Source organism: Flexivirga sp. YIM B11880 (assembly GCF_058148645.1).
The window spans coordinates 291,741-316,619 of record NZ_JBMAMH010000002.1; the positions used below are offsets into that span (position 1 = coordinate 291,741).

The following is a 24,879-nucleotide window of genomic DNA, read 5'->3' on the forward strand; positions in this document are numbered from 1 at the left end:
ACGATGACGGCGAAGGAGTAGTGGGGTGGCGAAGTACGACCAGTTGTCAGAGGTGATGGATCGGGAGGACGGTCCCAGCAAGACGATGACGTTTTCCGAGATCGACGAACTCGTCGGCGGACTCCCAGCGTCGGCACGCGAACACCGCACCTGGTGGGGCAACGTGGTCGACGCCAACGGGCAGGCAGCCGCCTGGATGCGGGCTGGCTGGCGAGTACACACCGTTGATCTGTCCGGCGAATCCGTGACGTTTACGCGGTCGGAGGACTTTTCACTTGACGCGCTCGCACCGCAGGTCGTCCGCAAGCCTCTCTACGTTTGGGCAACCGCGGACCTGCTGCGGGACTCTTCCCCAATGAGCAAGGCCAATGTACTCGCGGCCGTCGAGGCAGAGGTGCAGCCTACGGACTACGAGCGTCAGACAGGCGGGCGGAATCAACATCCGCGATGGACGCAGGCGGTCGGATGGGGCAGCTCCGAGATGGTGGCCGCCGGCTGGCTCGAGAAGACTCCCGCCGGCTGGGCGCTCACCGCGACCGGGCGGGAAGCATTGAATGACTTTGCCGACCCCGACTCGTTCAGCGAGGAGCTGAACCGGATCTACCGCGAATGGACAACTGCGCGAAAGACGACCGCGAAGTACGCAACGCCGGCCCACCGGATTGTGGAAGCTGCCCTGAGCACGCTTGAACCAGGGGAGTGGACGACATACACGGACCTTGCCGAGGTCAGCGGCCTACAGACGTCGGCGATCGGCAAGTTCATCAACCAGGTGCCGATCGAAGGCGGACATCGCACGCTGCTCGTCGATGGTCGACCTGGGGAAGACTTCCGCTGGGCTACGCCTCGGCGGGAGAGTCAACGAGAGGTGCTGCAAGCTGAGGGATTGACCTTCGATGCGCACGGAGTGGCCGATGAGAAAGCACACGTGCGCGCGGGCGATCTGGCCGCCGTGCTCGAAGAGAGCGGCGTGCTAGATCGGCTGCCGCGGCGTGGTTGGCTCGTGCGAGGCTCCTCAGTGAACGGACGCGACCTGGTCCCAAAATGGCTTGAATTGGGCAGCGTTTCGCTAGCGGCGACCAAGCTTGCTCGCACCGAGCCCGGCGTCGGACGGGACGAACTGAAATCCTTGGTGGACCAGGGCTACTCCCAGGCGTCCTACGCTGCGAAGGGTGCCAAAGTCGATGAGTTCCACGCCTTCCTGAGCCGGATGAACGAAGGCGACTTGGTCGCCACCGCCAGCCAGGGTCGGCTGTTCGTCGGACGCATCACCGGGCCGGCGACCTTCGTCCACTCCAGCGACGGCCGGTCGAACCTGCGACGCGATGTCGAGTGGTTGGACATGCGGGGCATCGATTACGGCGATCTGCCAGCAGAGGTCGCGTCACGGCTACAAGTGCAATACGACGTCGTGGAACTGACCCGCCAGCTAGGTCTTCTCGATGCGCTGGTCGGCACGCAGTCCGTCGAGGCAGAGACCGGAACCGTCGGCAAGGTCGTGCTACACGATGCGACACCGGAACTCGCTGATCGTCTCCTCGTCGACCAGGTCTGGCTCCAGGAGTGCATCGACCTGCTCCGCGACCGGCCGCAACTGATCTTCTATGGCCCACCTGGCACCGGCAAGACCTATCTGGCACAAGAGATCGCCGGGTTCCTTGCCGGAGACAACGTCCGGCTCGTGCAGTTTCACCCGGCGTACTCGTACGAGGATTTCTTCGAGGGCTACCGGCCTGATGCGAGCGGTGGGTTCAGCCTGCGTCCCGGGCCGATGCGCAAGATCGTGGACCAGGCGAAGGAGAATCCATCTTCGCCATACTTCCTGATCATCGACGAGATCAACCGCGGCAACCTCGCGAAGGTATTCGGCGAGTTGTACTTCCTGCTCGAGTACCGCGACAAGCAGGTCGACCTGCTCTACGCCAGTGACGACGACGTGGGGTTCACCCTGCCGAAGAACGTGTTCGTCATCGGTACCATGAACACCGCTGACCGGTCGATCGCACTGGTCGACGCAGCGATGCGGCGCCGCTTCGCCTTCCTGCCACTGCATCCCTCCGAGACACCGACCAACGGAATCCTTCGGAAGTGGCTGGCAGCGAAGAAGCATGACGTCCGTGCTGCGGAGTTGCTTGAGGCATTGAACGAACGGATCGACGACCCCGACTTCAAGATCGGTCCGTCCTATCTCATGCGGGATGCCGTTCATGAGGCCGGCGGGTTTGACCGGGCGTGGCGCACCGCGATCCTTCCGCTCCTGGAAGAGCACCATTATGGTGACCTCGACCGCGCCGACGTCGAAAAGCGTTATGGGCTGGCAGCATTGGAGGCCCGGCTCAGTCCGCCCATCGCGACGGAGCAGCCGCCCGCGAGCGAACCAACAGAGACTGGTGATGACGCCGCTGATCCTGACTGAGGGCGCGCCACCTCGCGAGGTTCAACTCCCCGACCCGATTGCCGGCGCGCTGGCGGCCAGCAAGATCGCGAACGTCTCACCGACGTCTGCAGCTGGCCGATGGTTGATATCTGCGAGCACCAAAGTCGGTGTGGTGCGGGTCGGCGACCTCCAAGTCATCATCGAACCGAAGATTCCCATCCAGCGACTGCTGTTTCTCATGGGTTACGCACGCAGGCCGTCGTTCTGGCGGGACGATCCCGTAGACCTCGACCCTGCGGAGAGGCTGGCCGACGCTCTCGCCGGCCTGTTTCTCCGGCTATCCAAACGAGCACTTGATCAAGGGCCGCTGAAGGGTTACGTCACCACCGACGAGGCGTCCACGGTGTTGCGCGGTCGTATCCGCTATGCCGATCAACTCAAGCGGCACTTCGGGCGTACCCTCCCTTTGGAGGTCCGGTTCGATGACTTCACGGTGGACGTCGCGGAAAATCAGCTCTTGCTCGCAGCCACCGAGGTCGTGCTTCGGGTGCCCGGGTTGGCGCGCAAGACCCGCGCCGGGCTGCTCCGCCAACGGCTTCAACTCACCGACGTGACACCGCTCGTGCGGGGCGCGCGCCGACCGACGTGGACACCGAACCGCCTCAATGCTCGCTATCAGCCGGCGCTCTACCTCGCCGAGCTCATCCTCGACGGCAACTCGTTCGAGCAGAAGTTCGGTGGAGTGACCGTGCGCGGATTCGTGCTGAGCATGTGGCGAGTCTTCGAAGACTTCGTCTGCGTTGCGCTGCGAGAAGCGCTCGCAGCCGAGCCAGGACGAGCGCGCCTGCAGTACAAGACGACGCTGGACGACGACGAGCGAGTCGACATGCGTCCCGATTTCGTCTGGGTGGACCGTGACGTCCCCCTCGTCGTGGTGGACGCGAAGTACAAGGCTGAGAAAGTCACCAAGTCGGACCTGAAGTCGGGATTCCCGCAAGCGGACCTCTACCAAATGCTGGCATATTGCACGGTCCTCGGGCTTCGCGAAGGCCATCTCGTCTATGCGAAGGGCGAGGTGGCGCAGACGACGCATCGCGTCCTCGGGTCTCCGGTCACCATCCACTGCCACACGCTGGACCTGAGTGTGCCGTCAGAAGCGGTGATCACCGGAATTGAGCGAATCGCGCAGACGATAACGGCCGTCGTCGCAGCCAACCGGATGATTCCAACCTCAGACCCGCCCGGCCGCGTCAGCTCAACTGAATCCCTCCGGAGTGTGTCTCATACGGTCAGCTCCACTGGTTGTGGGGCTGTGCATTGAGCGTAGTGCGCGGCTTCGAGCTCTGCAGGTGGGACGTCGCCGCAGTATCGTATAAGCGGCGGTGGTTGATGTAGTTGTACTGACCCGGGACGTTAGGTACGGCGTGCCGGCGTGACATGAGGAAGACCTCCGAGTGAGGTGTGGAGCTGTCTACGAACCGCTCCTCAACCCGGAGGTCTTCGTGTCCCACCGTAATTCACCACTGCCCCCGCTTGGTCGGCTGCGTCTGGCACGGTGCGTCGTCGATGATGGTCGGCCGCTACGACGCGGGGGACCGGTTCGCGGTCTCAGTGACCACGGCCAAACGATGGGCCGACCGGTACCGCCAGCTGGGGCCGGACGTGATGGAGGATCGGTCCAGCCGCCCGTGCCGGTGTCCGCACCGCACCAGCCGTCGCCGGGAACACCGGGTGGTCGGATTACGCGTGTCGCGACGTTGGGGGCCGGCCAGGATCGCGTATCACCTTGGATGAATGTCTCCACGGTGCAACGCATACTGAACAGATACAGGTGTGTTCGGTTGTCGTGGACCGATCCGGCCACCGGGGCACCAGTGCGCGCACGCAGGCGACAGATTCGCCGGTATGAACGCGACGCACCCGGCGACTTGATCCACGTCTCCAGGTAGAGATTGCTCGATGATCCGTACCTCGTGCCGGGTCCACCCTGTGTATCGGGTGAACCGAGCGACGTGGAGCGTGAAGTCGGGAGGGTTGCCATCGCCGCGGTCAGCAGCTCTCCCGGCGAGCCAAATATCGCTGATTCCGTCGGGCAATGCTACGGCGCCAACGTGTTCCCGCGCGCCGTCAGCTGATCTGTCGGAGAGCCGCGCGAAGAGTTCTCCCTGCTCGACAGCGTGGCCGTCGAGATAGAGGTGCCGTTCGTCCGCGTCCGCGCGGAGGAGCTTTCGCACATCGGCGGCCAGATCGACTGAAAGGAGGTGGTTGACGTAGTCCTCAAGGTGCCCAACGTACGACGGTTGGATGCCTTACTCGTGATGGGTTTCGCCGTTCCTGATCGCTTGGGCGAGATCACGCATCACTTCGGTCGCCGGTGGCGCCGTGACTTCCACGACTCCAATCGTCTCTCCATCAGACCACCGTCCGTCCGCGGCGCCATCACCTGCGCCGGCGTCGTTGATCTCGATTGTCACGTCGAGAACCCGTTCAAGCACCTGGAAAGCGATCTCCTCGGTTCGGCTGGCGGGAGTGCCGGCGGCGTTATTCATGACGGGAGTGTGCACCACGGACGCGGACTTGGATGGCTCGGGCTCGATTGGTGCACGTGCCGACCCCAGGACGGACAAAGGCCCCATACAGAACCTGCAACGCGTGCTTCAATGCTGGCAGTTCAACGGAAGGGACTGCAATGACGAACCAGGGGACCACTTTGCCCAATGAGACCGAGCACGTCGACGATGAGTCGGTTCCTGATCAGGCGGATGGCGCGACACCAGCGGAGTCTGCGGGAGTAGAGCTGGAAGCGGTGTCCGACGAAGATGGCCCGATCCGTCGGCATTACGAGGAGATGAAGAATCTCGCCGCCGACCTGACCATCGACGACCTCAAGAGTGGTTCCTGGTTCGCCAAGCTCCTTTCCCACGCTCTGAAGCAGTACCGGGAGAAGGTCGACTGGGAGTACTTCGAGCAGAAATACCCGGGTATGCCGCGCGACGGCATCGTCAACGCGCGCATCAAGATGGCGGCTCGTTATGCCGCTCTCGAAGGTGGCTTGAGTGCATCGGCATACACCGGCGCGGTCGCCGCGACGATCGGCACGGCCGGTGGCGCCTCACCAATCACCGGCTCGGCGGCACTGATGTCGTTCTCCGCGGATCTCTTTTCAACCACGACGATCCAGTTGCGACTGGCCTACGACATCGCTGTCCTCTACCGCATCCCCATCGACTTCAATGACGCCGAGGATCTCTGGCGTTTCATTCGCGTCGCGTTCGCGGTCAAGGGTGCCGGAGACGCGGCGGGTGCAGCGACGAAGGGCGTGCCCATGGTTGTTCGACCGCTGGTCAAGAAGATCTATTCCGGCGCGACCCTGGGCGCCGGGAAGTCGCTGCCAGTGATCGGCAGGTATCTGCTGCAACGCAATGTCATCAAGTTCGCGCTTCCGGCGATCGGCATCCCGTTGGCCACCTCGATGAACTACTGGAGCACCAAGGTCGCTGGCAAATATGCGCGGAGCACCTACCGCTCCGAGGCCGCGATTCGTGAGCAAGCCACTCGGCTCGTAAGGGATGCCCCAGCGCATCGCGCGGTGTTATGGGTCGCGTGGCTCGTGATGACTGCCGACGACAAGATCAACGAAACCGAGACGACGCTGATGCGGCACCTGCTCTCGCTCATGGAAACAACGCACAACATCGTCGACACCGAATTGCGCGAAGTTGTAAACGTTGACCATGACTTCGTCTGGTCACTCGTCGGCGAGGTCGAGGGCGACCGTCAGAGTATCCATCGTCTCGGTGTCGCAGCTGCCGAAGTCGACGGAAAGACCAACTCGGCTGAACGAAGGGTGCTGGCCGAGCTCGAGGCTCGGTGCGAGTAAGAGTCGACCTGACCGCTGGGTGGCGCATCTAGTCGACGTCGTCTCGAGGTTGACCACGCGGCTATAGGCCGGTGGCGTCTGGATCGTCCTCGGTGCCGTCGTCGGGTGCTGGCAGCTGCTCGCCTGCCAGCAACTTATCTGTGTAGCCCGCGCCGTCCATCCAGGAGAGCACGTCGAAGACACGGAGCGTTGAGACGTCGTGCGGGAGCGTCGCCGCCTGATGGAGGTGAGCCAGGCGATTCCAGAGCTCGCTCTCGTTGCGCAGCAACGCGGCGCGCAATGGCGCCCAGTGTTGCTGTCCATCGTGAAAGACCCATCGGCGGATTACCGAATCGACGATGGGTACGAGCCGTGGACGCTTGCGTGCGAACAACTTGGTTGTGCGTGTCAGGCCGACTCCAGGAAGGGTCTTCAGCTTCTCGAACAGCTCATCTGCCGCATGGAAGCCGTCGCTGTCCGGCCACGTATTGTCGACGAAATCGATGTCGGTGGGCACCGCTTTGAGGAGGTCTGCAAAGTCTCGGGACGCAATCGGATCGAGCAGCTGCACGGTGGCGGCCGCACCGATGGGCGTCGACAACAGCGTGCAAGACAGGACGTCGTCCGCGGTGAAGACGTTGGCACTGGCAGCACGCGTTCCGCTCGGATCGAACGAGTCCCATGCTCCTCCGGTGAAGCGGTGCTTGCCCGCCTCCGTCTTCTCGAAGTAGTGCTTGAGGGCCGCGACTGCACGCTCGGTGCCGCCCTTCTGCAAACTCGGACATAGCCAGATTTGCTCATATTCCAGCCACCCTGTCGACATACGAATCTCCTCCTGATGATGTCGTCGGCACACTATGACAGGCGCCTCCGCCCCGTGGCACGAGTTCGGCAAAGAAGGCGCGCGTTCCGCTGCGTTGCAGTGTCGGTCCACCCGCCACTGTCCGGGCGTGGGGAGAACGTCACCCTCGCGGAGCTTCCGCGGATCGGCGACGGGCAGCGCATGTCAGTCGTCGGATCGCTTCGCGGACTGCAACTCAAGCGAACGGTAGCTAGAGGTCGTCCGGGTAGATCACGTCGATCTCGGTGATCGTCTTGGGGAAGTCCTTGCGGTTGTTCGTGAGGAATCGGTCCGCCCCTGCGGCGACTGCAGTTGCGAGGTGCGTGGCGTCGGCCGCCCGCAACCCGTACTCAACGGCGAGCGTCAATGCCAAACGCGCAGTCGGCTCATCGAGCGGCCACAGCTCAAGGCGGCTCAGCAGGCTTGCCAACGCGAGCGTTTCGGCGGACTCCGGGTCGTCTCGCATGGGCTTTGCGAGGACTTCGGTGAGCAGAAGGACGGAACCAGTGCCGACAATGCGGGACTCGGGTTCAGCCGTGAAGAGCGCAGTGACGGGCTTACCCAGTGAGTGGCCCTTTTGCGCTGCGTAGATCAGGACGTCTGCGTCAAATGCGATCGTCATCGCGCCGCGCGGCCGCGACGCACCGACTCAACCAGTTCCTGCGCGCGCTTGGCACTGATTGCCGGGGGACGGAGTGGCTCGGACCGCGCCCGCTCGAGCAAAGTGCCGATGCGGTCAGCCTCCGCCCACGCATCCGAAGCGCGCCGGCGGCTGAGGGAGTCGGGGTGCACGAGCACGGCCACAACCCGACCATGCCGAGTTATCGAGACTTCCTCGCCCGCTTCGACCTTGTCCAGCTGCGCCGGGAGGGTCTGGCGCGCGACGCTTGCGCTCACTGTTGCCATGATCGAATTGTACGATCCTGTACGTAACCGCACAATCGAGTGGCTGGTCACGTCCCGCGGTCCTTATGAAGCCCTGAATCTTTTGTAGTGAATCTCGAGCAAATCGGGATCCGGCTGCTCTGAACGCCGTGACGGTACGACCCGAAGCGGCTGGCCGTGCAAGCCCTTGAGCCCGTGCTCGAGAAGCGGCCCGTCGACTTCGTGCAGTATGTCGTCGCGGATCTCGACCAGCAGGCGAGGCGAAACGCCTAGGATCCCTGCGTCATACGCAGCGTGGTGGATCTTGCAGAGTGCCAAGCCATTCCGGACGGCGGCGATGCCGAGGTCATGTTTGTCTTCCACGATATGAGCGGCGTCGAGCAGCACGCTGTGCTTGAGCTCGCAGACCGCGCACCGGGTGTTGTACGCCCGCATGATCATGCTGCGGAAAACGGGCTGGTGCAGCCGGCGGGTTGTCTCGGCGCGCAGGTAGCGGCGGAGGACCTCCTCTACCTGTGAGCCAGTGGTCTCCAGGTGCTGCAGTCCGTCGGTAGCCACGACGAACTGGTGCAGCCCGGGCTCTTCATTGATCAGGTAGATCGGGAAGATCGGCTTGTAGAGCGCGGTCCCGACGCCCCAGAACCAGATCAGCGGCACGCCTTGCCGCATCGCTTCGCGCAGCGCTCTGTTCTCAGGATGCTCCGGATCGGAGCCACGCCACTTGTAGCGGACGAGACCATCGGGTCCGAGGTCATCGGCGTACGGGCGCTCAACGCCCTCCGGCCGGTAGGTGGTCCGGATCGATAACGCCGAGGACATCACTGCCGGCTTGCGAATGCCCCGCTGGGCGTCCATGAGCCTGAACCGTTCACCCCGGAACGAGAACTGACCGATCTCGTCCGACGTCAGCGCATCAAGACCGTCGTTCGTGCGCACCCGCAGCCAATCGAGGGCCGCCGTGCGCAGCGCGAGATCGTCAGCGCGGGACAACATGGGTGAAGCTTGCGATGGCGATGCCGAGGGAAATGGGATCCCTATGTGCGACTGTGACGTTGGTCGAGCGCCAGCCGCCGACGGGACTCTGGTCTCGATATGCTCGCTCGTTCCTCACGAGCTACTCGACCAACGAGCGTGCGCCGACCAGCGAGCGTGCGCCGACCAACGAGCGTGCTCCGACCAACGAGCGCGCACCGTCCAGCGAGCGCGCGATCTGAGACGTCGCATTCTCACGAATTACTCGGCCATTGCGGGAGATCCGCTTCTAGACTTCCGGTTGTGGATGTTGCCTGGCTCGAGACCTTCCTGGCGCTGGTGGAACACCAGAGCTTCACCCGGGCGGCGGACGCGCAGCACATCAGTCAGCCGGCGTTTAGCCGGAGGATCCGCGCTCTCGAGCTGTGGTTCGGCGAGGAGCTTGTCGATCGGTCGACGTTCCCGGTGGCGTTGACGCCGGCGGGTGTGTCGGTGCGGACCAGCGCGATGAAAACGGTGAGCGAGCTGAGCGCCCTGCGGGAGGAGTTGCGGGGACGTCAACGGTCGCCGCGCAACGCCGTGCGTATGGTCGCCACGCACACCTTGGCGACGACCTTCTTCGCGCCGTGGTGGTTGCAGTGCGGTGGGGGACCGGTGGTGCTGCTGCCGACGAACACCTTGAACGGCTACGACGCGCTGCTGCACGGCGGATGTGACCTGTTGCTGGCCTACGCCGACCGGGGCACACCGGTCAGCATGCTCGGTCCGGACATCGAGTGGCTCGTGGTCGGTCGCGACCAGCTGGCGCCATACCGGGCGATTGATGCGGCGTTCGAGCTACCCGGGACCGCCGCCGCACCGGTGCCCACCGTCACGCACGGCGTCGGCTCGTTCCTCGGCCGAGTCACCGAGCGCATCGTGGTGGCTGCGCCCTCGCTGCATCTCCAACCTGTCATGCAGAGCGACATGACCGCCACCCTAGCGGCCATGGTGACCGCCGGGATGGGTGTCGGTTGGTTGCCGGAATCGCTGGCGCTAGAAGGTGTTTCGCAGATCGGCGATGCGTCGCTCACAGCAGAGTTGGAGATCCGGCTCTACCGGTTGCGAGGCGGCGCATCGCCCGCGGTCGATGCCGTATGGCGGACCGCGGGCGAACTCAGCGGCAACCCCTGATCAGCGCGTCTGCCAGCAGGTCGGTCGGATCCAGCAGTTCGCCCGGAGACCCGGTCAGCTGTTCGGCCGCGAGCGGCAGCTCCGTGCACGCCAGCACGGTCAGCGGCACATCCGGAAGCGCCGCGGACAGGTGCTGCGCGGCCGCCAGCGGCGCGCCGCGCTTCACGGCCGCAATGGCCTGATCGACCGATTGCTGCGCCTGCTCGTCGGGGATCACGATGTCGAACTCCTGCACCCGCTCCTGATAGATCCCGCTCGCCAAGGTGCCGCGGGTCCCGAGCAACGCCACCCGGCGTGCGTCGCGCTGCCGCAGCGCATGAGCCGTCTCCGCGACCATGTCGACGAACGGCAGGCCCGTGTCGGCGATCAACCGAGGCAGGAATGCATGCGCCGTGTGGCACGGCATCCCCGCGATCGTCACCCCCAGCGACTGCAGCCGGCGCGCTCCGGCGAGCATCAACGGATAGGGATCGGTGCTGCCGTCGAGCAGCGCGGCCACCCGATCGGGCACCGTCGGGTCCGCCCAGATCGCCACCCGCAGGTGCTCCTGGTCGCGAGTTGCCGGCGTCCGGGCAACCAGCTTGGCGTAGAACGCCGCGGTGGCCGCCGGACCCATGCCGCCGAGGATCCCGACGAGTGGCTCGGTCACTGGAAGGTCGACCGGTAGCCGAACAGCCCTGCACTGCCGCCGGTGTGCAGGAAGACGACGGTGTCGGTGGCCGCGAATTTGCCGTCGGCGATGTTGCCGAGCAGTCCGGCGAAACCCTTTCCGGAGTAGACCGGGTCCAGCAGGATCCCCTCCGTCGACGCCAGGAGCCGTATGGCGGAGACCATCTCGTCGGTCGGCACGCCATACCCCCCGCCGACCCAGCGATCGTCCACCAGCACATCGTCCCGGCGCACGATGCCGCCGACCAGCTCCGCGGTGCGTTCGGCCAGGCCGAACACCGCGTCCGCCTGCTTCTGCTCCGGCTGCCGGACACTGACACCGAGGACCCGCGCCCTGCTGCGCACGGTCGCCAGACCGGCGACGAGGCCCGCCTGCGTGCCGGCGCTGCCGGTGCCGTGCACGACCCAGTCGACGGCGACCGGCGCCGCGTCCAGCTCGAGCGCGCAGTCCACATAGCCAAGTGCGCCGATCGGGTTCGAGCCGCCACCCGGTATGACGTAGGGGTGCTTGCCGTCGGCGCGAAGCTTCTCGGCCAGCTCCTCCATCGCAGCCTGCATGTCGGTGCCGGCCGGTAGCCGGTGCACAATCTCGGCGCCCAGCAACTCGTCCAACAGCACGTTGCCGGAGTGCTCGTACTCCTCGTCACGGACCTGTCGTTGCTCCAGCAGGATCTTGCAGCCCAGGCCGGCGGCTGCGGCCGCGGCCGCGGTCTGCCGCGCATGGTTCGACTGCGTCGCACCCTGGGTGATCAACGTATCGGCGCCCTGTTCCAAGGCGTCGCCGACCAGGAACTCCAGTTTGCGGGTCTTGTTGCCACCGGTCGCCAGACCTGTGCAGTCGTCGCGCTTGATCCAGAGGTCAGGAACCTGAGCGTGCTTCTCGCGCAGGAAGCTGGTCAACCGCGGCAGCGGCTCCAACGGAGTAGGGAAATGTCCGAGTTGGGTGCGAGCGAATCGCGTCATCTGTACCACGAAGCTATCAATAGTCGACGGGTATACCTGCTGTCCAATGCGTCCTGAGCACCGCTCATGCGTGTCGCGCATATCGGCGATTGTCCATCAGGAAACGGTTGACGGCCGGATTTTTGTCATCTTAGAGTTCGACGGGTCGAATAGCTCGGGGCAGAAGACTGCCCCACCTCGCTTTCCCTTTCCACCATTTTCCCTGGTGACATGCATGCGATTTAGAGTGGAGAAAATCAGTGACTACCACAGAAACGCCCACCGCTGAGACCGGGCGAGCGTTCCGGGCAGTGGAACGCGTTGGCAACAGGGTGCCCAGTGCGTTTTGGCTGTTCTGCTACCTCCTGATTGCAACGGGCATCGTGAGCGCGATCCTTGCGGCCACGCATACCACGGTCGCCACACCGGGGACCAACAAAACCGTCGCCATCAACAACATTCTTTCTGTCGGGGGCTTGCAACATCTGCTGAGCACTTTCGTTGCGAACTTCATCGGCTTTCCGCCTCTCGGGGTGGTGCTCACCGTGCTGCTCGGCGTGGGCGTCGCCGAACGCACCGGCTTTCTGAAGGCCGCGGTCGTCGCGTTTCTCGCGCACGTGCCGGCGAAACTGGTGCCCTTCGCGGTCATGTTCGTTGCGGGGCAAGGCCATGTCATGGGAGATGCGTCGGTCATCGTGCTCCCGCCGCTGGCCGCACTCGTGTTCCGCGCCGCGGGTCGGCATCCGCTCGCCGGTCTGCTCGGCAGTTTCGGCGGCACAATGACCGGATATGCGTCCGGCGTGTTGATCGGAGCGCTGGACGCCAACCTGTCCACGTTGACCGCCAGCGCCGTACCGCATGGCGTTCATGCCAATACGTCCGTGCTGATGAACTACTGGTTCCAAGCCGCGTCGGGTCTTGTCATACCGCTCGCCACCACCTTCGTCCTGGTTCGGTGGCTTGAGCCCAGCCTGCCGAAGTTCGATCCGGAGGCCGCGGGGGACTCCGCGGAATTGTCGGCCGGACTTTCGCGGCGTGAGCGGAAGGCGCTCACTGCGGCACTGGTCGCGCTCGCAGCCGTGCTTGCGGTGATCTTTGCGGCATGGCTGATACCGGGCGGCCCGTTGCAGGGCAAGAACGGAAACCTGATCGTCTCACCGTTCTTCAAGGGCATCGTTCCGATCCTCGCACTGGCATTCTTCGCGGTCGGGGCCGTCTACGGCATCGTCGTCGGGACGGTGACGCGCGCTGAGGACCTCCTGACAATGATGGCCGACGCGCTGCGGAGTATGGCGACATACATCCTCATTGCTGTAGCGGCCGGACAGTTCCTCGCGATGTTCGGGTGGAGCAATGTGGGCACCTGGGTCTCACTCCACGCGGTCAACTCACTGAAGTCGATGCACATCGGTGGTTTCGGCGTCATCATCATCACCATCGTCTTCTGCGCCCTATTGGCGCTGTTGATAACCTCGGGCGCATCGCTGTGGGCGGTGCTGTCACCGATCTTGGTGCCGATATATACCGGGCTCGGTCTCGAACCGGCGGTCGCGCAAGCCACCTATCGCGTCGGGGACTGTCTCAGTCACGGAATCTCTCCGGTAAACCCATATGTCTACGTGTTGCATGAGCAGGCAAAACGATGGGATCCGCGGTTCACGTTGGGCATGATATTCAGTCGGATGATGCTCTTCGTACTCCCGGTGGCGGTCATTTGGACGGCGACTCTCGCGGTATTCTATTTCGCACGGATACCGACGGGCCCCGGTACTTCCATCTTCCTGGGCGGATAGCACGGCATGAAAGAATTCAATGGATCGATCACTGAGGAAGAGGAAGAAACGCACACCATGAATGTGGACACCGTTGCGCTCCGTCGGGAATTTCACCAGCACCCTGAGCCGGCGTTCTGTGAGATCCGCACCGCGTCGCGCATCGCGCAAACTCTCGAGGCAATCGGAATCGAGCCGCAGGTCGGGGAGTCGGTCATCGACACATCGCGTGTCATCGACTACCCGAGCGAGCGCGTTCTCGACGCGGCGGCCGAGTTCGCTGTGCAGACCGGAGCGGATGGCGAGTGGGCGGCCCGTGTACGGCAAGCGGGTACTGCGGTGATCGCTGATGTGGCCGGAAACCGGCCAGGGCCGCGGTGGGGCCTGCGGGTGGACATCGATGCTCTGCCGATCCAGGAGTCGACCGCACCGGACCATTTCCCGGCAGGGCACGGGTTCGTGTCGGCCGTCAGTGACGTGATGCACGCCTGTGGGCATGACGGGCACGCCGCAATTGGACTCAAATTGGCGGAGCGCCTGGTGCAAGATGCATCGTTTCCGGGGAGCTTGCGCATCATCTTCCAGCCGGCGGAGGAGGGCGGGCGAGGAGCGCGAAGCATGGTCGGCACGGGCGTGGTGGATGACATCGACCGGATGCTCGCCATACATCTCGGGCTGGATCTGCCCGCCGGTCACGTCGTCGGAGGGTCATCGGGCTCATTCGCCACCACCAAACTGCGTGCCCGGTTTGCGGGCGCTGCGGCACATGCAGCGGCCTCGCCGCAAGAAGGTCGCAATGCGCTGGCGGCGGCCGCGGCCGCCACCCTCGCCGTATTGGCTCAGCCACGCTTCTCGACCGCCGACACTCGCGTGAATGTCGGGACGTTGCACGGTGGCGAGAGTGTCAACATCATTCCGTCATGGGCGGAGCTGACCGCGGAGGGTAGGGCCGTCGACGACGCGGTCATGGAGGACCTTTGCCAGCGCATCGTTCGCTCCATCGAGAACTCCGCCGCAGCATTCGACTGCGGTGCAGATGTTATCGAAACCGGCGGTTGCCCGACGATGTCATCTGACCTGGCTCTCGCCCAGCGAGTTTCGGAGGTTGCCGCGTCGCTCGGGGCAACGACTGATGTGCTCGGAAAGATGTCCGGCACGGATGACGCGAGCCTCTTCATGAGGCGGGTCACCGAGCGCGGGGGCGTCGCAGATTACATCCAGATCGGCGCTGGCAACCGGCACCCACACCACAGCCCACGGTTCGACATCGAGGAGAGCTCGCTCGACTTCGGCGTGACATTGCTCGAAACGCTCCTGCGTCAGTCGCCCGACGAGATGTAGCAGGTTCGCCGGCCGGCCGCCCTTTCGGCAACAACCGAAAGGGCGCCCGTATCCTCAGCGACGTCGACTCAGTACGTCGTCACCTTGTTCCAGAATGAGCAGTTGTGTTGTGAAGCAACGAAATTGCTGGGCGAGGTCATGCTGGTGTCACCGGGCTGCAGGAACATCACCGGGTGCCGACGGGCCGTGTAGCGCGGCCAGGTGGGCGTGTGCGGGGCGACCGGGTTGCCGGTGCGGGCGAGGTGGGTCCACTCCAGCAGGATCTGCTTTTGCAGGGCCGCCTGGTTTGCGTCTAGCTTCGAAGTGTCGAAGTGCTCCAGGGTGTTGGAGCCGCTGTGCTGGGCACCGAGGACGTCGGTGGTGTCTTCGCCTGCGGGGTTGTCCGCGTCGGCGTTCAGGTCGGCATACACCGGCATGTACTTCGACGCCTTCTTGTCCAGCTGCAGCATCGGGCAGACCGACGCCGAGTCCGCCATGATCGTCCGGTAGGCCGTGTAGGGCGAGGCGAATCGGCTGAGCGGATAAAGCCTTTCGACGGTCGACGCGAGTGTCCCGAACTGTTCCTTCACCAGCATGCGGTACTGCGCCGGCGTCTCGGCGACGACGATGTCCTTGGTGAAGTTGTTGTTGTAGACGCCGCCGTTGAACTCGTCGCGGCCGACGTCGGTGATCAGGTTGACCTTGTTGGCGTGGCCGGTCGTGAGCGCGGTGACCGGTGACATCGTCAGCGTGGTGCCGTTGACGATCGGGCCGATGGTGCCGCCGCCGGTCGGGTCGCCGACCTGGCCTTCCTCCTTGATCAGCGTCGCCGCCGGGATCTGCCGCAGGCAGGCCGCGACGTCGGCGACGGCGCCGCAGCCGACCTTCTTGGCGAACGCCGCACCCGCCTGCTGCGCCTGCTGCTCGGTGAAGTAGGTCGACTTGCAGTCGGCGTTCGACCACACGATGTTGTTCTGGTAGTTGTAGAAGCCGCTGACGCTGATGGCGTTCTTGAAGAGGCCCTTCGCCGTCGGCGACGCCACCTGGGCACAGGTGCTTGCGCCACCCGCGGACTCGCCAAACACGGTGACGTTCCTGGGATCTCCGCCGAAGCGGGCGATGTTGTGCTGCACCCACCGCAGCCCGGCCTGCTGGTCCTGCAGCCCGTAGTCACCGGAGTGCGCGCCGAGCGACTTGTCGGCCAGGAAGCCGAGGACGCCCAACCGGTAATTTACATAGACGTAGACGACCCGGCCGGTGCGCACCAGGTTGGAGCCGTTGTCCGTGCGCGCCTCGCCGAGGAAGCCGCCACCGTGGAACTCGAACATCACCGGCAGCTTCTCGCCGGGCTTGGCGTCGGCCGGCATCTGCACCTTGACGTTCAGGCAGTCCTCGCTGGTGTTCGTTGTCGTGAACACGTTGCTGCACTCCACCGGTTCGGTGGTCGCCTGCAGTGTGCCCTGCCATGCTTTCGCCGGCCGTGGCGACTTCCAGCGGAGGTTGCCGACCGGCGGCGCGGCATACGGGATGCTGCCGTAGGTTGTGACGCCGTCCGCCGTCAGGCCGCACACCTTGCCCTTGGTGGTCATGACGGTCGTGCCGGCGGTACACGCTGGTGGAGCGGCATCGTCGTATGACGTTGCGGCATACGCACTGCCCGCCAGGGTCAGTGCCAGTGCCAGACTGCCGGCGGCCACGGTGGCGGTCGTCGGCCGGAGGGTGAAGGAAGATCCAGAGTGCATCGAACTCTCACATTCCGCGGGGGCCCGCGGCAGGCGCGATCGATCACTCACCGGTCGCGAATCCAACTGCGGCAGCAGTCGATTCGGCCGCCCGTCGCAGACCCGCGCATGGGTTGTTCAGATGGGTCAGTGAACGCTGACTGCGTCGCCGGCCCGGGGTGTTCTTCCATAGAACACCTACGCGGCTGGCTACCGGGTGGTAGAGGCTCCTGAATCTGGAATTTTGTCGGAGGTCGTCGCGTGCGGCCGTGCAAGTGCGTCGAACTTGCACTTCGTTGCCACCTTCGACGCGGTCTTCCGGAACTGATCGATGTGTCGAGTTAGGCAGATTTCCCGCACTGCTCAGTCCTCGATGTGCGGGTTGCCGGTGGACCAGGTCACCAAGTCATCCAGGTCGTCGTCGGCGCCTCGCCGCGTCAGGATGTCGATATCCGTCAGTGCCGCCCGACGCCGCATCTCGCGCTCAAGAGCCTCGGTGACCAGTGCGGCACGACTGGGTGAGTGCCCGGATGCGACGCTGCGGTCGAGGAACGCCACGACCTCGTCGGGGAGGCGGACGGCAATTTGCCTGCTCATGGATTGATTCTCGCCCGATGCATGCCGAAATGGGATGCACGCGGACGGCTCGGCCCTGGGCGCGCGGTGCGCGACCAGGGCCGGGTGGCGTGCTGGTGCTGGGTCAGGGACCGAGGACGAAGCCGCACTGACCGATCACTCGGTGGCCGACAGTGCTGTAGGGGTAGCTCGGGTCCGGTATGCCTTCGTCCGCGTCGCCGATCTGCGGCGCCGGAGACATGTTGGTGCAGATGAGATTCTTGCCGATCATGTCGTGCACGATCTCGTTGCCGTCCGGATCGCCAAGGGTGATGTCGGACAGCGCCACATTGCCGCCGACCGACGTGCGGATGACGCCGAACCACGTCGTCGACAACCCGCTCACAGTCAGGTTGCCGCCGATGGTGTCGTCCTTCACCGAGAACGGAATGAACCCGGGGAAGTCGGTGCCCGCGCCACCGCCGACCGACGAGACGTTGCCGTTGACGGTGATCCCGTCGAGGGCGGCGTTGAAGACGTGGTCGAACGAGACATTTCCCTTGATGAGGATGTTGGATTGTTGCCCGGCATACGGGCCGTTGCCGTCCGGGCCTCCGCCGGTGCAGCCGCCGTGCGCGGACGTGCAGCCGAGGCCGGTCGACGAGCCGGGATAGCCGACCACGTTGTGGCCGACGGTGATGGTCGAGGGTGCGCTGTCCGCGTCGAGCATGGCACCGCTCAACACATTCAGGTTTCCGGTGATCGTGACGGTCGCGCCCGCAGGCACGGTGCACTCACCGGCAACAGTGACGGATGAGTAAGTGCCCGAGGCGATCTGGCCACCGGTGCAGGTAAGGGCCGATCCGGATGACGGGGCGGCGGAGGCCATACCAACAGGGAACAGTAACGTCCCCGCGGCGGCCAAAGACACCATTGTCCCCAGCCGCGTGCTTGTTCTCATGGGTGGTTTCCTTTCTCAGGTCGGTCAGGGGGTTGTGGCCGACCGATCCGGTATACACCTGTCCAGGAGCGGCTAGCTGGCGAACTTCGATATATTGCGCGGTGTCAAATTGCCAAAGTCGGGAGTATGGCGGAAGCCCGTTTGCGGCGGCTCGAGGCGTGGTCTCGATACGCGGATTTCCCCGCTCGGCACCCACGAAGTTCCCGACTCGTTCCCCCATCCGCTGCTCGCCTGTGACTACTAGATCGGCGTGGACAGCCAGAGCGCGTTCGGCGTCATCCGGTCGCAGCAGCATTCCCTTCACCGGCAAGTTCGGCACTCACCACCGCGGCGCAGCGCGGGACCTCGATAGGCCGATTCGCTCGACTCGCTCCTCCACCCGCTGCTCGGCCAACGCGCGAAGCTACTCGGACACCGCGGTGCGGCAGGCGAGTTGGAGGGCCAGCCGGGTCTCGGGGTTGCCCAGGTCCGCGCCGAGCTGCTGCTCGATGCGCTGGATCCGACCGGTGACCGTATTGCGATGCAGCCCAAGGGACTCCGCCGTGCGGGTCACCGACGACTCCTGGTCGAGGTATGCCTCGAGCAGCTCGCGGTCCGCGGTGCCGAGCGGTTCGAGCAGCGACGCGGCCGCCTGGGTGAAGCTGTCGCCGACGGTCCAGGCGAGCATCAGCTGCTCCAGGCCGAGACTGTCGACCGGCAGGAACCAGCCGGCCCGCTCGCGGTCGGCGGCGAGCCGCGCCGCGTCAGCGGCTTGCGTCAGTGTGTCTCGCAAACCCTGCGGCCCGACACCGAGTGCGCCGACGCCGGTCGCGATGTCGAAGTCGCGTGAGACGCGCCGGTGCAGATCGTGCAACACCCGGATCTGCCGGGTGACCGTTGCATGGTCGGGCGCATCGGTGAACGTCAGCCAGCCACTGACGCCGGCGCCGCGGGCGCTCGCGTGGGTGTCCAGGTCGAGCTTCGCGAGCTCACCGCTGACGAGGCGCAACAACTCCAGCTGGTCGAGCCGGCCGCGCCCGATCGTCTGGAAGCCCAGGTGGTAGCCGCTGGTCGTCCAGCTGCGCGCTCGCAGCCGCCGATCCAGTGCCGGGTCAGCACCTTTCGACTCCAGGAAGTCGGCCAGCAAGCCCGCGGAGCGGGAGGTGTCCGCCACCTCGTCGACGTGGTCGATCAGCAGCCGGGCGGCCACCATCGGCATCAGCATCTCGACCGCAGTGCCGAACGCCCGCTCCTGCGCGCCGCTGATGTCCCGCCCGTGCAGCAACACCCGCAGGCCGCGCCGGTTCGGGCTGGCCACCGGCACCGAAACGCCGAACTCGTCACCGACCCGCACGACGTCGAGCCAGCGAGCCTCGCGCGACACCGCTGCGAGCACCACCGGCGAGGGCGGCTGACCGGCACTCTGCAGCACGCCTTCGGGACCAATCACTGCGACCGCCTGCCCCAGGCTGCCGCTGACATGTCGCAGCAGGTCACCCAGATCGGCCGCCCGGTATTCGATCGAGCGGACCACGCGCTGCACCGCCCACAGCGTCAGGGCATCCCTTGCCTCGATCAACTGCCAACAAGCAGTGGCTAATTGGGTCGGATGGTTACTACGGAGCACACATAGGCCGATGCGCTGCCCGAGCACCGCCACGCGGTCGTCGACTCCATCGCCCGTCAGAGCGACCCCGGTGAAACCACGGTCGCGCACCCGTCGCAACAACGGGTCGAGTCGCCATGACTCGCGCGGCGCGGGGGAGATGAGGATCGCCAACGCCCGCTCGACGTGGTCGGGCAGGTCGCCCTCGTGCACCTCGATCACCACCTGCTCCCAGACGGCATCGACATTGCTGAGCACGGTCACGTCGCCGTTGTCCGGGTGCGCGAGCAGCGAGCGGAGGCTGAGCTCGACGGTCACGGTGTGTCCAACCCTTCGAATCCCCAACGTGAGGGCAGCGATTCGCGCAGTCGGTGCGGCTCTGCCGTCCACCACGACGGTGCGGGTATGGCGAGCAGGGTCAGGTCCATCGCGTGCGTGACGTCGGGCACCTGCAGGATTCGGTGACTCACCCGATCCAGCACCGCGATGATCACCGGCGATGACGCAAGCAACTCGCCGTCCCGGAGCACGGCCAGGAACTCCGACCCGGCCACCAGTCGCAGCACCGCACCGTCCGCGCCGGCCAGCTGGAAGGTCGTCAGGTCACGTGGGCCGGCCTCCTGACGAATGTCGACGACCCGCCCGAAGCCGAGCAGCCGGGCGCGGAGCTGATCGGCGATCAGCTGCGCGTCGGAGGTCTGCGCGCACTCCAGGTGGGCGCGACCGAGGCGCAAAGCCCGCGCCGTGCCGCCGGTCACGGCGTGCGTGCGTAGGTCACCGACGGTGAAGCCACCCACCGCGAACGTCGACCAGCCGCCGCTACAGGTCGTCGCCGTCCGGAGCACCCGCTCGACGTCGAGCGGACGCGCGTCGGCGATCAACGTGACACCCGCCGGTCCGGTGCCGCACGCGACGACCACACCGGGGAGCCGGTCCACCATGAGGGTCAACTGGTCGAGGTCCGGGAACGCGCGACCCACCAGGTCCGCATCGACCACGATCCGTCCGTCGGCCGGCAACAACGCGGAGAAGCCATTGATGCCAGCGCCTTCCGCGTTGCACACCGCCTTCGTCGGCGTGCCGAGCCAACGCTCGATCGCGGTGATCACCCCGGTGTATTGCCGCAGCGCGGGCAGTTTCTCGGCGACCATGATCGTGGAGCCCATGATCGCCAGTGCGATGCAGGCCGTGTCGGGGTCGACCTCGTCGACGCCGTGCACGGTCACCGGCCAGTCCGCGGTGTGCTGCGCGATCAGCGCGGTGATCGTCGGTTCCCCGGCGCCACCCGAACCGAGCAGCGCGTAGCCACGGCTCAGCGCGTCGACGTCCGCGCGGTCCAGGGAGAGCGGCACACCGCCAAGGTTACGGACAGTTGGTCTCGATACGGGCTCGGCTAGCGCCTCGCCCTACTCGACCGGCGGAGGGGGCTCGGCCAGCGCCTCGCCCTACTCGGCCGATGTAGTGCACTCGACCGGTATGCGTGCCAGCGTCTCCACCGGTTCGAACTCCTCGCTCAGACCGAACGCCCCGGGCCCGAACGCCGCGATCGCCTCCGCGGTCCGCATCATCTCCGGCGTCGAGATGCCCAGAACCCGGACCCGTTGGCCGTAGCGCAGGCCCTCGGTGGTGATCGGCTCTGCCGAGTCGCGTTCCACCACGCAGATCAGGTCCGGCACGATCGCGACCAGGGCACCGTCCCGCAGGGCGACCAGGTTCTCGTTCTGGAAGCGGATCTCCAGCTCACCGCCGGACGCGTCGTCCGCCGTGATCTTGGCGACACCGCGGGCAAAGCCTTCGGTCGTGCGGCGCTCCACGTCGGTGACCTTGCCCTCGAAGAGCGTCACCACCTTGTTGTAAAGCGTTGCTGCCAGGGCAGATTCGATCGCCTTGAACGGCGAGCGTTTCTCTTCTCGGGCCAGCCGGATCGACCGGCCGAGCGAAAGCGCCATCGACAGGGTGCGAGGGACCGCGGTGCGTCGCACCTCGGCGCCACTCATGACGTATTCGGCGATGTGTGCAACGCCGCCGAGCCGGATCGTCACCCCACGTGCCAGCCATTCCATCTGCCGGTCGTCGTCGCCGGTGTCGATAACCACCCGCTCGCCGCGCTCGCCGGCGAGGGCGAGCGGCGAGCCGTGCACGCCATACACCGCGAACGTCTCCATCGACAGTTCGGGGAACGCCCGGCCCATCCCGTCGGCGTCGACCACGGGCAAGCCGCGCTCGGCGGCGACGAGCAGTGGAATCATCGAGTTGATGCCGCCGCACTCGATCGGCATCGTCGCGTCGGCCTTGATGCCGAGGTGCTGCTCCAGGGTCTGCAGCGCCAGGCTCGGCTCTGTGCCGGCCGGCATCTTCTCGACGACGACGGTCGGCGCGCCCATCTGGGCGGTCGGTATGACGACCAGGTCGTCCGCCAGATCGTCCGGGTCGAGCACCGTGATCGACCGGCTGCCGAGGGCGTTCGCCACCATGAGTTGCCCGACGTAGGGGTCGCCGCCACCGCCGGTGCCGAGCAACGTCGCACCGCGCGCCAGGTCCGGCAGATCCGCGGCGGTCAGTTGCCAACTCATCGCGGACCCTCGACGGAGCCGTCGAAACGGGTGGCGTCGACGTCATACCCGAAGTACCGCGGACCGACCATCGCCAGCGCCTCTGGAGCATGCCAGCGCGGGTCACTCGGTGCCGCGACCACCCGCACCCGCTGGCCATAGCGCAGTCCCTCGGTCGTGATCGGCTCACCCGAGTCGTGCTCCAGCAGCAGGATCAGATCGGGCGTGGTGACCAGCACCTCGCCGTTGCGGCGGGCGATGAGGTGCTCGTTCTGGAAGTTCAGCTCCAGTTCATCGCCGTCAGCGGTGACCTGCGCGCGCCCGCGGGCGAATCCCGTCGAGGTCTTGCGTTCGACGTCGGTCACCTTGCCGGCGAAGATTTCCCGGCCGCCGAGCACGTCTACCGCTGCGGTCACCGGATCGGTATTGCACGCACGGGCGTTCGCGATCGCGGCACCGATCCGCAGACAGAGCGCGAGCGTGTTCGGGACCATGCAGGCAGGGACCTGGTCACCCTTCATCGGGAAGAGCGAGATCATCACCGAGCAGCCCATCTCGATGCACGCTGTGCGCGCGATGCGCTCGGCCCAGCTGTTCGTGACCGTGGACAGGACGGCCGTGTTGCCCTTGTCGTCGCCGATCGCCAGCGGCGTCGCCCCGACCCCGGACAAGGTCGGCAGCACCATTTGCAGCTCCGGGAACGCGCGCCCCATCCCGTCGGCGTCGACGAGCGGCAGGTCCAGCGCGGCCGCGGCCGCGACCGGGATCGTCGAGTTCACCCCGCCCGCTTCGGCGCACACCACGTGGGTGACCGGCCGGCCGAGCACCTCCTCCATCGCCCGGAGGGGCGCGATGACCTCGGCGAGACTGGGCACTTTCTCCACCATCACCGTCGGGGCACCCATCATCGCGACCATCGCGACCTGCGCGTCGGCAGGCACCTCGTCGACGGTCAAGACGGTGACCGGGCCGCGCTCGCGCAGCGCCTGCTTGGCCAGCAGCGCGCCGATGTAGGGGTCACCACCTCCGCCGGTGCCGAGAACCGCTGCGCCGCGCGCCAATTCGTCGATCTGGTTGAGGTCCAGCTTCCAGCTCACAGCTCACGCCTCCATGTCGAGGTCGCCGACGGCCTTCGCCCGGATCCGGGTCGCGTTGCCCGGCAGGTACGGGATGGGCACCTCGTCGAAGTCCACGATCGAGACCGTCGACGGACGAGCGCCGGCGGCGATGGCCTTGTCGACCGCTTCCTGGCGCACCTCGTCCAGGACGGCATCCCGCCGGCCCGGCTCGACGGTGAAGACCTTGTCGATCTCGCCGCCCACCTGGGCGATCGAGGCGCCGATCGCGTTGGCGACCGCGTAGTTCTCCGGACGGTGTATGGCGCCGAAAATGGGCAGTTCCTCGTCCAGCAGCACCGAGCCACCACCCACGGCCACGACCGGGACCGGCTCCGGCGAGGTGCGCATCCGATCCACCGTCTCGGCGATCCGGTCGGCGATGCCGTCCAGAGCCGCCCGGACGAACGCGGCATCCAGATGCGCGATTCGGCTCTTGTCGCCGATGTCCGCGCGTCCGGCGGCAACCGCCAGATCTGTTGCGGTCAGAGTGCTTCCGCCGAAGACCAGCGCTTCGGTGGTGAGCTGGTAACCGACGGACTCCGGCCCGACATACGCCGTCTGCGGATCGACGTGACTCCCGCCCCCGATGCCGATCGACAGGACGTCGGGCATCCGGAAGTTGGTGCGAATGCCGGCGACCTTCACCTCGGTGGTGGTCTCCCGTGGGAAGCCGTTGATCAGCAGCCCGACGTCGGAGGTGGTGCCGCCGATGTCGACCACCGCACACGTCGCGAGCCCGCTGGTCGCGGCCGCGCCGCGCATCGAGTTGGTCGGCCCGGAGGCGAATGTGGCGACCGGGTAGCGTCGGACGTAGTCCTCATCCATCAGGGTGCCGTCGTTCTGGCTCAGGAAGATCGGCGCCTGGATGCCGTGCTTGCGGACGGCGGCGGTCAGGCCGTCGACGATGGAGACGGCCATCTCGCGGAGCGCGGCATTGATGATCGTGGCGTTCTCGCGCTCGAGCAGGCCGATCCGGCCGATCTCGTGCGACAGCGAGATCGCCACGTCCGGGCCGAGCACACCGGTCAGCACCTCGGCCGCCTCGACCTCCAGATCGTGGTTGACCGGGGAGAAGACCGACGAGATCGCCACGGAGCGAACGCCGTTGGCCGCCATGTCCGCGGCATGCCGCTTGAGCTCGTCGTGGTCGATGGGCGAGATCGGCCGGCCGTCGAATTCGTAACCGCCGTGTGCGAGGTAGGCGCGGCCGCCGATCGCGTTCTTCAGCCGCTCGGGCCAGTCGACCAGCGGCGGCAGCGCCTGGGTGGCGGGCAGGCCCAGCCGCAGGGCCGCGGTCGGTGCGAGCCGCTTGGCCTCCACCAGGCCATTGATGAAGTGGGTGGTGCCGATCATCACGGCCTGCACTGCCCCGGCGTCGAAGGCGTGCTCGGCCTGCAACTGGTCGACGGCCTGCACGATGCCGGTAGTGACGTCGTCCGTGGTGGAGTTCTTGACGCCGGCCAGGACCTTCGTCCCCTCCATCAACACGGCGTCGGTGTTGGTCCCGCCGACATCGATCCCGATGTGCATGGTTCTCCTTGACGATTGAAAGTTCGTTGGTGGTGGTGCGGATTCGG

At 65.8% G+C, this 24,879-nt stretch carries 21 protein-coding genes and 1 pseudogene; 7 read left to right on the plus strand and 15 right to left on the minus strand.

What is annotated here, in order from left to right; all coding sequences use genetic code 11:
• The first annotated feature begins 25 nt into the window (after nucleotides 1-25).
• The 3 genes and pseudogenes from ACN8HC_RS05770 to ACN8HC_RS05780 all read left to right on the plus strand — a co-directional run.
• Complete coding sequence (locus ACN8HC_RS05770) at nucleotides 26-2,416, plus strand: AAA family ATPase (RefSeq protein ID WP_490073923.1); 2,391 nt, start codon at nucleotides 26-28, stop codon at nucleotides 2,414-2,416.
• Nucleotides 2,394-3,698 carry an McrC family protein gene (locus tag ACN8HC_RS05775; RefSeq protein ID WP_490073924.1) on the plus strand — a complete coding sequence of 435 codons (1,305 nt, stop codon included), beginning with the start codon at nucleotides 2,394-2,396 and terminating at the stop codon, nucleotides 3,696-3,698. Before ACN8HC_RS05770 ends, ACN8HC_RS05775 begins: the two co-directional genes overlap by 23 nt.
• 181 nt (nucleotides 3,699-3,879) lie before the next feature.
• Nucleotides 3,880-4,317, plus strand: a pseudogene (locus tag ACN8HC_RS05780) (helix-turn-helix domain-containing protein); the annotation flags it as partial.
• Between the two features lie 369 nt (nucleotides 4,318-4,686).
• Here the strand turns inward: ACN8HC_RS05780 and ACN8HC_RS05785 are convergent.
• A complete protein-coding gene (locus tag ACN8HC_RS05785; protein WP_490073925.1) occupies nucleotides 4,687-4,926 on the minus strand; it encodes a hypothetical protein in 240 nt (79 codons plus the stop codon).
• Nucleotides 4,927-4,976: 50 nt separating this feature from the next.
• Between ACN8HC_RS05785 and ACN8HC_RS05790 the strand changes: the two genes are divergently transcribed.
• Nucleotides 4,977-6,257 (plus strand): hypothetical protein, encoded by a 1,281-nt coding sequence (locus ACN8HC_RS05790; protein WP_490073926.1) that lies wholly within the window; start codon nucleotides 4,977-4,979, stop codon nucleotides 6,255-6,257.
• A gap of 61 nt (nucleotides 6,258-6,318) precedes the next feature.
• Here the strand turns inward: ACN8HC_RS05790 and ACN8HC_RS05795 are convergent, their stop codons facing one another.
• The 4 genes from ACN8HC_RS05795 to ACN8HC_RS05810 all read right to left on the minus strand — a co-directional run bounded on the left by ACN8HC_RS05795 (nucleotide 6,319) and on the right by ACN8HC_RS05810 (nucleotide 8,955).
• A complete protein-coding gene (locus tag ACN8HC_RS05795; RefSeq protein ID WP_490073927.1) occupies nucleotides 6,319-7,059 on the minus strand; it encodes a DUF6308 family protein in 741 nt (246 codons plus the stop codon).
• Nucleotides 7,060-7,288: 229 nt separating this feature from the next.
• Entirely contained in the window at nucleotides 7,289-7,699 is a 411-nt protein-coding gene (locus tag ACN8HC_RS05800) for a type II toxin-antitoxin system VapC family toxin (RefSeq protein WP_490073928.1), read from the minus strand.
• Entirely contained in the window at nucleotides 7,696-7,983 is a 288-nt protein-coding gene (locus tag ACN8HC_RS05805; protein ID WP_490073929.1) for a type II toxin-antitoxin system Phd/YefM family antitoxin, read from the minus strand. The genes ACN8HC_RS05800 and ACN8HC_RS05805 overlap by 4 nt, the downstream gene beginning before the upstream one ends.
• 63 nt (nucleotides 7,984-8,046) lie before the next feature.
• Nucleotides 8,047-8,955, minus strand: a complete 909-nt coding sequence (locus ACN8HC_RS05810) for an HNH endonuclease (protein WP_490073930.1) — start codon at nucleotides 8,953-8,955, stop codon at nucleotides 8,047-8,049.
• Between the two features lie 282 nt (nucleotides 8,956-9,237).
• Between ACN8HC_RS05810 and ACN8HC_RS05815 the strand changes: the two genes are divergently transcribed.
• Nucleotides 9,238-10,107 carry a LysR family transcriptional regulator gene (locus ACN8HC_RS05815; protein WP_490073931.1) on the plus strand — a complete coding sequence of 290 codons (870 nt, stop codon included), beginning with the start codon at nucleotides 9,238-9,240 and terminating at the stop codon, nucleotides 10,105-10,107.
• Here ACN8HC_RS05815 and cuyB read toward each other — a convergent pair.
• Together cuyB and cuyA are read right to left on the minus strand one after the other, a co-directional pair.
• Nucleotides 10,091-10,756, minus strand: a complete 666-nt coding sequence (gene cuyB / locus ACN8HC_RS05820; protein ID WP_490073932.1) for a cysteate racemase — start codon at nucleotides 10,754-10,756, stop codon at nucleotides 10,091-10,093. The two genes, ACN8HC_RS05815 and cuyB, sit on opposite strands and share 17 nt — an antisense overlap.
• A complete protein-coding gene (gene cuyA, locus ACN8HC_RS05825) occupies nucleotides 10,753-11,739 on the minus strand; it encodes a D-cysteate sulfo-lyase (protein WP_490073933.1) in 987 nt (328 codons plus the stop codon). The genes cuyB and cuyA overlap by 4 nt, the downstream gene beginning before the upstream one ends.
• A 239-nt stretch (nucleotides 11,740-11,978) precedes the next feature.
• On the opposite strand from cuyA, the gene ACN8HC_RS05830 reads away from it, so the two are divergent.
• Both ACN8HC_RS05830 and ACN8HC_RS05835 read left to right on the plus strand, forming a co-directional pair.
• Entirely contained in the window at nucleotides 11,979-13,511 is a 1,533-nt protein-coding gene (locus tag ACN8HC_RS05830; protein WP_490073934.1) for an AbgT family transporter, read from the plus strand.
• A 57-nt stretch (nucleotides 13,512-13,568) separates the two neighbouring features.
• A complete protein-coding gene (locus ACN8HC_RS05835; protein WP_490073935.1) occupies nucleotides 13,569-14,831 on the plus strand; it encodes an amidohydrolase in 1,263 nt (420 codons plus the stop codon).
• A gap of 68 nt (nucleotides 14,832-14,899) precedes the next feature.
• Here the strand turns inward: ACN8HC_RS05835 and ACN8HC_RS05840 are convergent, their stop codons facing one another.
• The 8 genes from ACN8HC_RS05840 to ACN8HC_RS05875 all read right to left on the minus strand — a co-directional run bounded on the left by ACN8HC_RS05840 (nucleotide 14,900) and on the right by ACN8HC_RS05875 (nucleotide 24,832).
• Complete coding sequence (locus tag ACN8HC_RS05840; RefSeq protein WP_490073936.1) at nucleotides 14,900-16,552, minus strand: carboxylesterase/lipase family protein; 1,653 nt, start codon at nucleotides 16,550-16,552, stop codon at nucleotides 14,900-14,902.
• A gap of 342 nt (nucleotides 16,553-16,894) precedes the next feature.
• The gene (locus tag ACN8HC_RS05845) at nucleotides 16,895-17,128 is read right to left on the minus strand and encodes a YlcI/YnfO family protein (RefSeq protein ID WP_490073937.1); all 234 of its coding nucleotides are present in this window, start codon (nucleotides 17,126-17,128) and stop codon (nucleotides 16,895-16,897) included.
• A 103-nt stretch (nucleotides 17,129-17,231) separates the two neighbouring features.
• The gene (locus ACN8HC_RS05850) at nucleotides 17,232-18,047 is read right to left on the minus strand and encodes a hypothetical protein (protein WP_490073938.1); all 816 of its coding nucleotides are present in this window, start codon (nucleotides 18,045-18,047) and stop codon (nucleotides 17,232-17,234) included.
• Nucleotides 18,048-18,450: 403 nt separating this feature from the next.
• Nucleotides 18,451-19,950: a helix-turn-helix domain-containing protein gene (locus tag ACN8HC_RS05855; RefSeq protein ID WP_490073939.1), complete on the minus strand. Its 1,500-nt coding sequence runs from the start codon at nucleotides 19,948-19,950 to the stop codon at nucleotides 18,451-18,453.
• Complete coding sequence (locus ACN8HC_RS05860) at nucleotides 19,947-20,984, minus strand: DUF917 domain-containing protein (protein ID WP_490073940.1); 1,038 nt, start codon at nucleotides 20,982-20,984, stop codon at nucleotides 19,947-19,949. Before ACN8HC_RS05860 ends, ACN8HC_RS05855 begins: the two co-directional genes overlap by 4 nt.
• 93 nt (nucleotides 20,985-21,077) lie before the next feature.
• A complete protein-coding gene (locus ACN8HC_RS05865; RefSeq protein WP_490073941.1) occupies nucleotides 21,078-22,205 on the minus strand; it encodes an S-methyl thiohydantoin desulfurase family protein in 1,128 nt (375 codons plus the stop codon).
• Nucleotides 22,202-23,281 (minus strand): S-methyl thiohydantoin desulfurase family protein, encoded by a 1,080-nt coding sequence (locus ACN8HC_RS05870; RefSeq protein WP_490073942.1) that lies wholly within the window; start codon nucleotides 23,279-23,281, stop codon nucleotides 22,202-22,204. The genes ACN8HC_RS05865 and ACN8HC_RS05870 overlap by 4 nt, the downstream gene beginning before the upstream one ends.
• 3 nt (nucleotides 23,282-23,284) lie before the next feature.
• Nucleotides 23,285-24,832: a hydantoinase/oxoprolinase N-terminal domain-containing protein gene (locus tag ACN8HC_RS05875; RefSeq protein ID WP_490073943.1), complete on the minus strand. Its 1,548-nt coding sequence runs from the start codon at nucleotides 24,830-24,832 to the stop codon at nucleotides 23,285-23,287.
• Nucleotides 24,833-24,879: the final 47 nt, after the last annotated feature.

Excerpts from the sequence above, each read along its gene's own strand:
- ACN8HC_RS05775 (WP_490073924.1), top strand. The coding sequence starts at position 2,394 with ATGACGCCGCTGATCCTGACTGAGGGCGCGCCACCTCGCGAGGTTCAA.
- ACN8HC_RS05785 (WP_490073925.1), bottom strand. The coding sequence starts at position 4,926 with ATGAATAACGCCGCCGGCACTCCCGCCAGCCGAACCGAGGAGATCGCT.
- ACN8HC_RS05795 (WP_490073927.1), bottom strand. The coding sequence starts at position 7,059 with ATGTCGACAGGGTGGCTGGAATATGAGCAAATCTGGCTATGTCCGAGT.
- ACN8HC_RS05800 (WP_490073928.1), bottom strand. The coding sequence starts at position 7,699 with ATGACGATCGCATTTGACGCAGACGTCCTGATCTACGCAGCGCAAAAG.
- ACN8HC_RS05805 (WP_490073929.1), bottom strand. The coding sequence starts at position 7,983 with ATGGCAACAGTGAGCGCAAGCGTCGCGCGCCAGACCCTCCCGGCGCAG.
- ACN8HC_RS05810 (WP_490073930.1), bottom strand. The coding sequence starts at position 8,955 with ATGTTGTCCCGCGCTGACGATCTCGCGCTGCGCACGGCGGCCCTCGAT.
- cuyA (WP_490073933.1), bottom strand. The coding sequence starts at position 11,739 with ATGACGCGATTCGCTCGCACCCAACTCGGACATTTCCCTACTCCGTTG.
- ACN8HC_RS05835 (WP_490073935.1), top strand. The coding sequence starts at position 13,569 with ATGAATGTGGACACCGTTGCGCTCCGTCGGGAATTTCACCAGCACCCT.
- ACN8HC_RS05840 (WP_490073936.1), bottom strand. The coding sequence starts at position 16,552 with ATGCACTCTGGATCTTCCTTCACCCTCCGGCCGACGACCGCCACCGTG.
- ACN8HC_RS05845 (WP_490073937.1), bottom strand. The coding sequence starts at position 17,128 with ATGAGCAGGCAAATTGCCGTCCGCCTCCCCGACGAGGTCGTGGCGTTC.
- ACN8HC_RS05850 (WP_490073938.1), bottom strand. The coding sequence starts at position 18,047 with ATGAGAACAAGCACGCGGCTGGGGACAATGGTGTCTTTGGCCGCCGCG.
- ACN8HC_RS05865 (WP_490073941.1), bottom strand. The coding sequence starts at position 22,205 with ATGAGTTGGCAACTGACCGCCGCGGATCTGCCGGACCTGGCGCGCGGT.
- ACN8HC_RS05875 (WP_490073943.1), bottom strand. The coding sequence starts at position 24,832 with ATGCACATCGGGATCGATGTCGGCGGGACCAACACCGACGCCGTGTTG.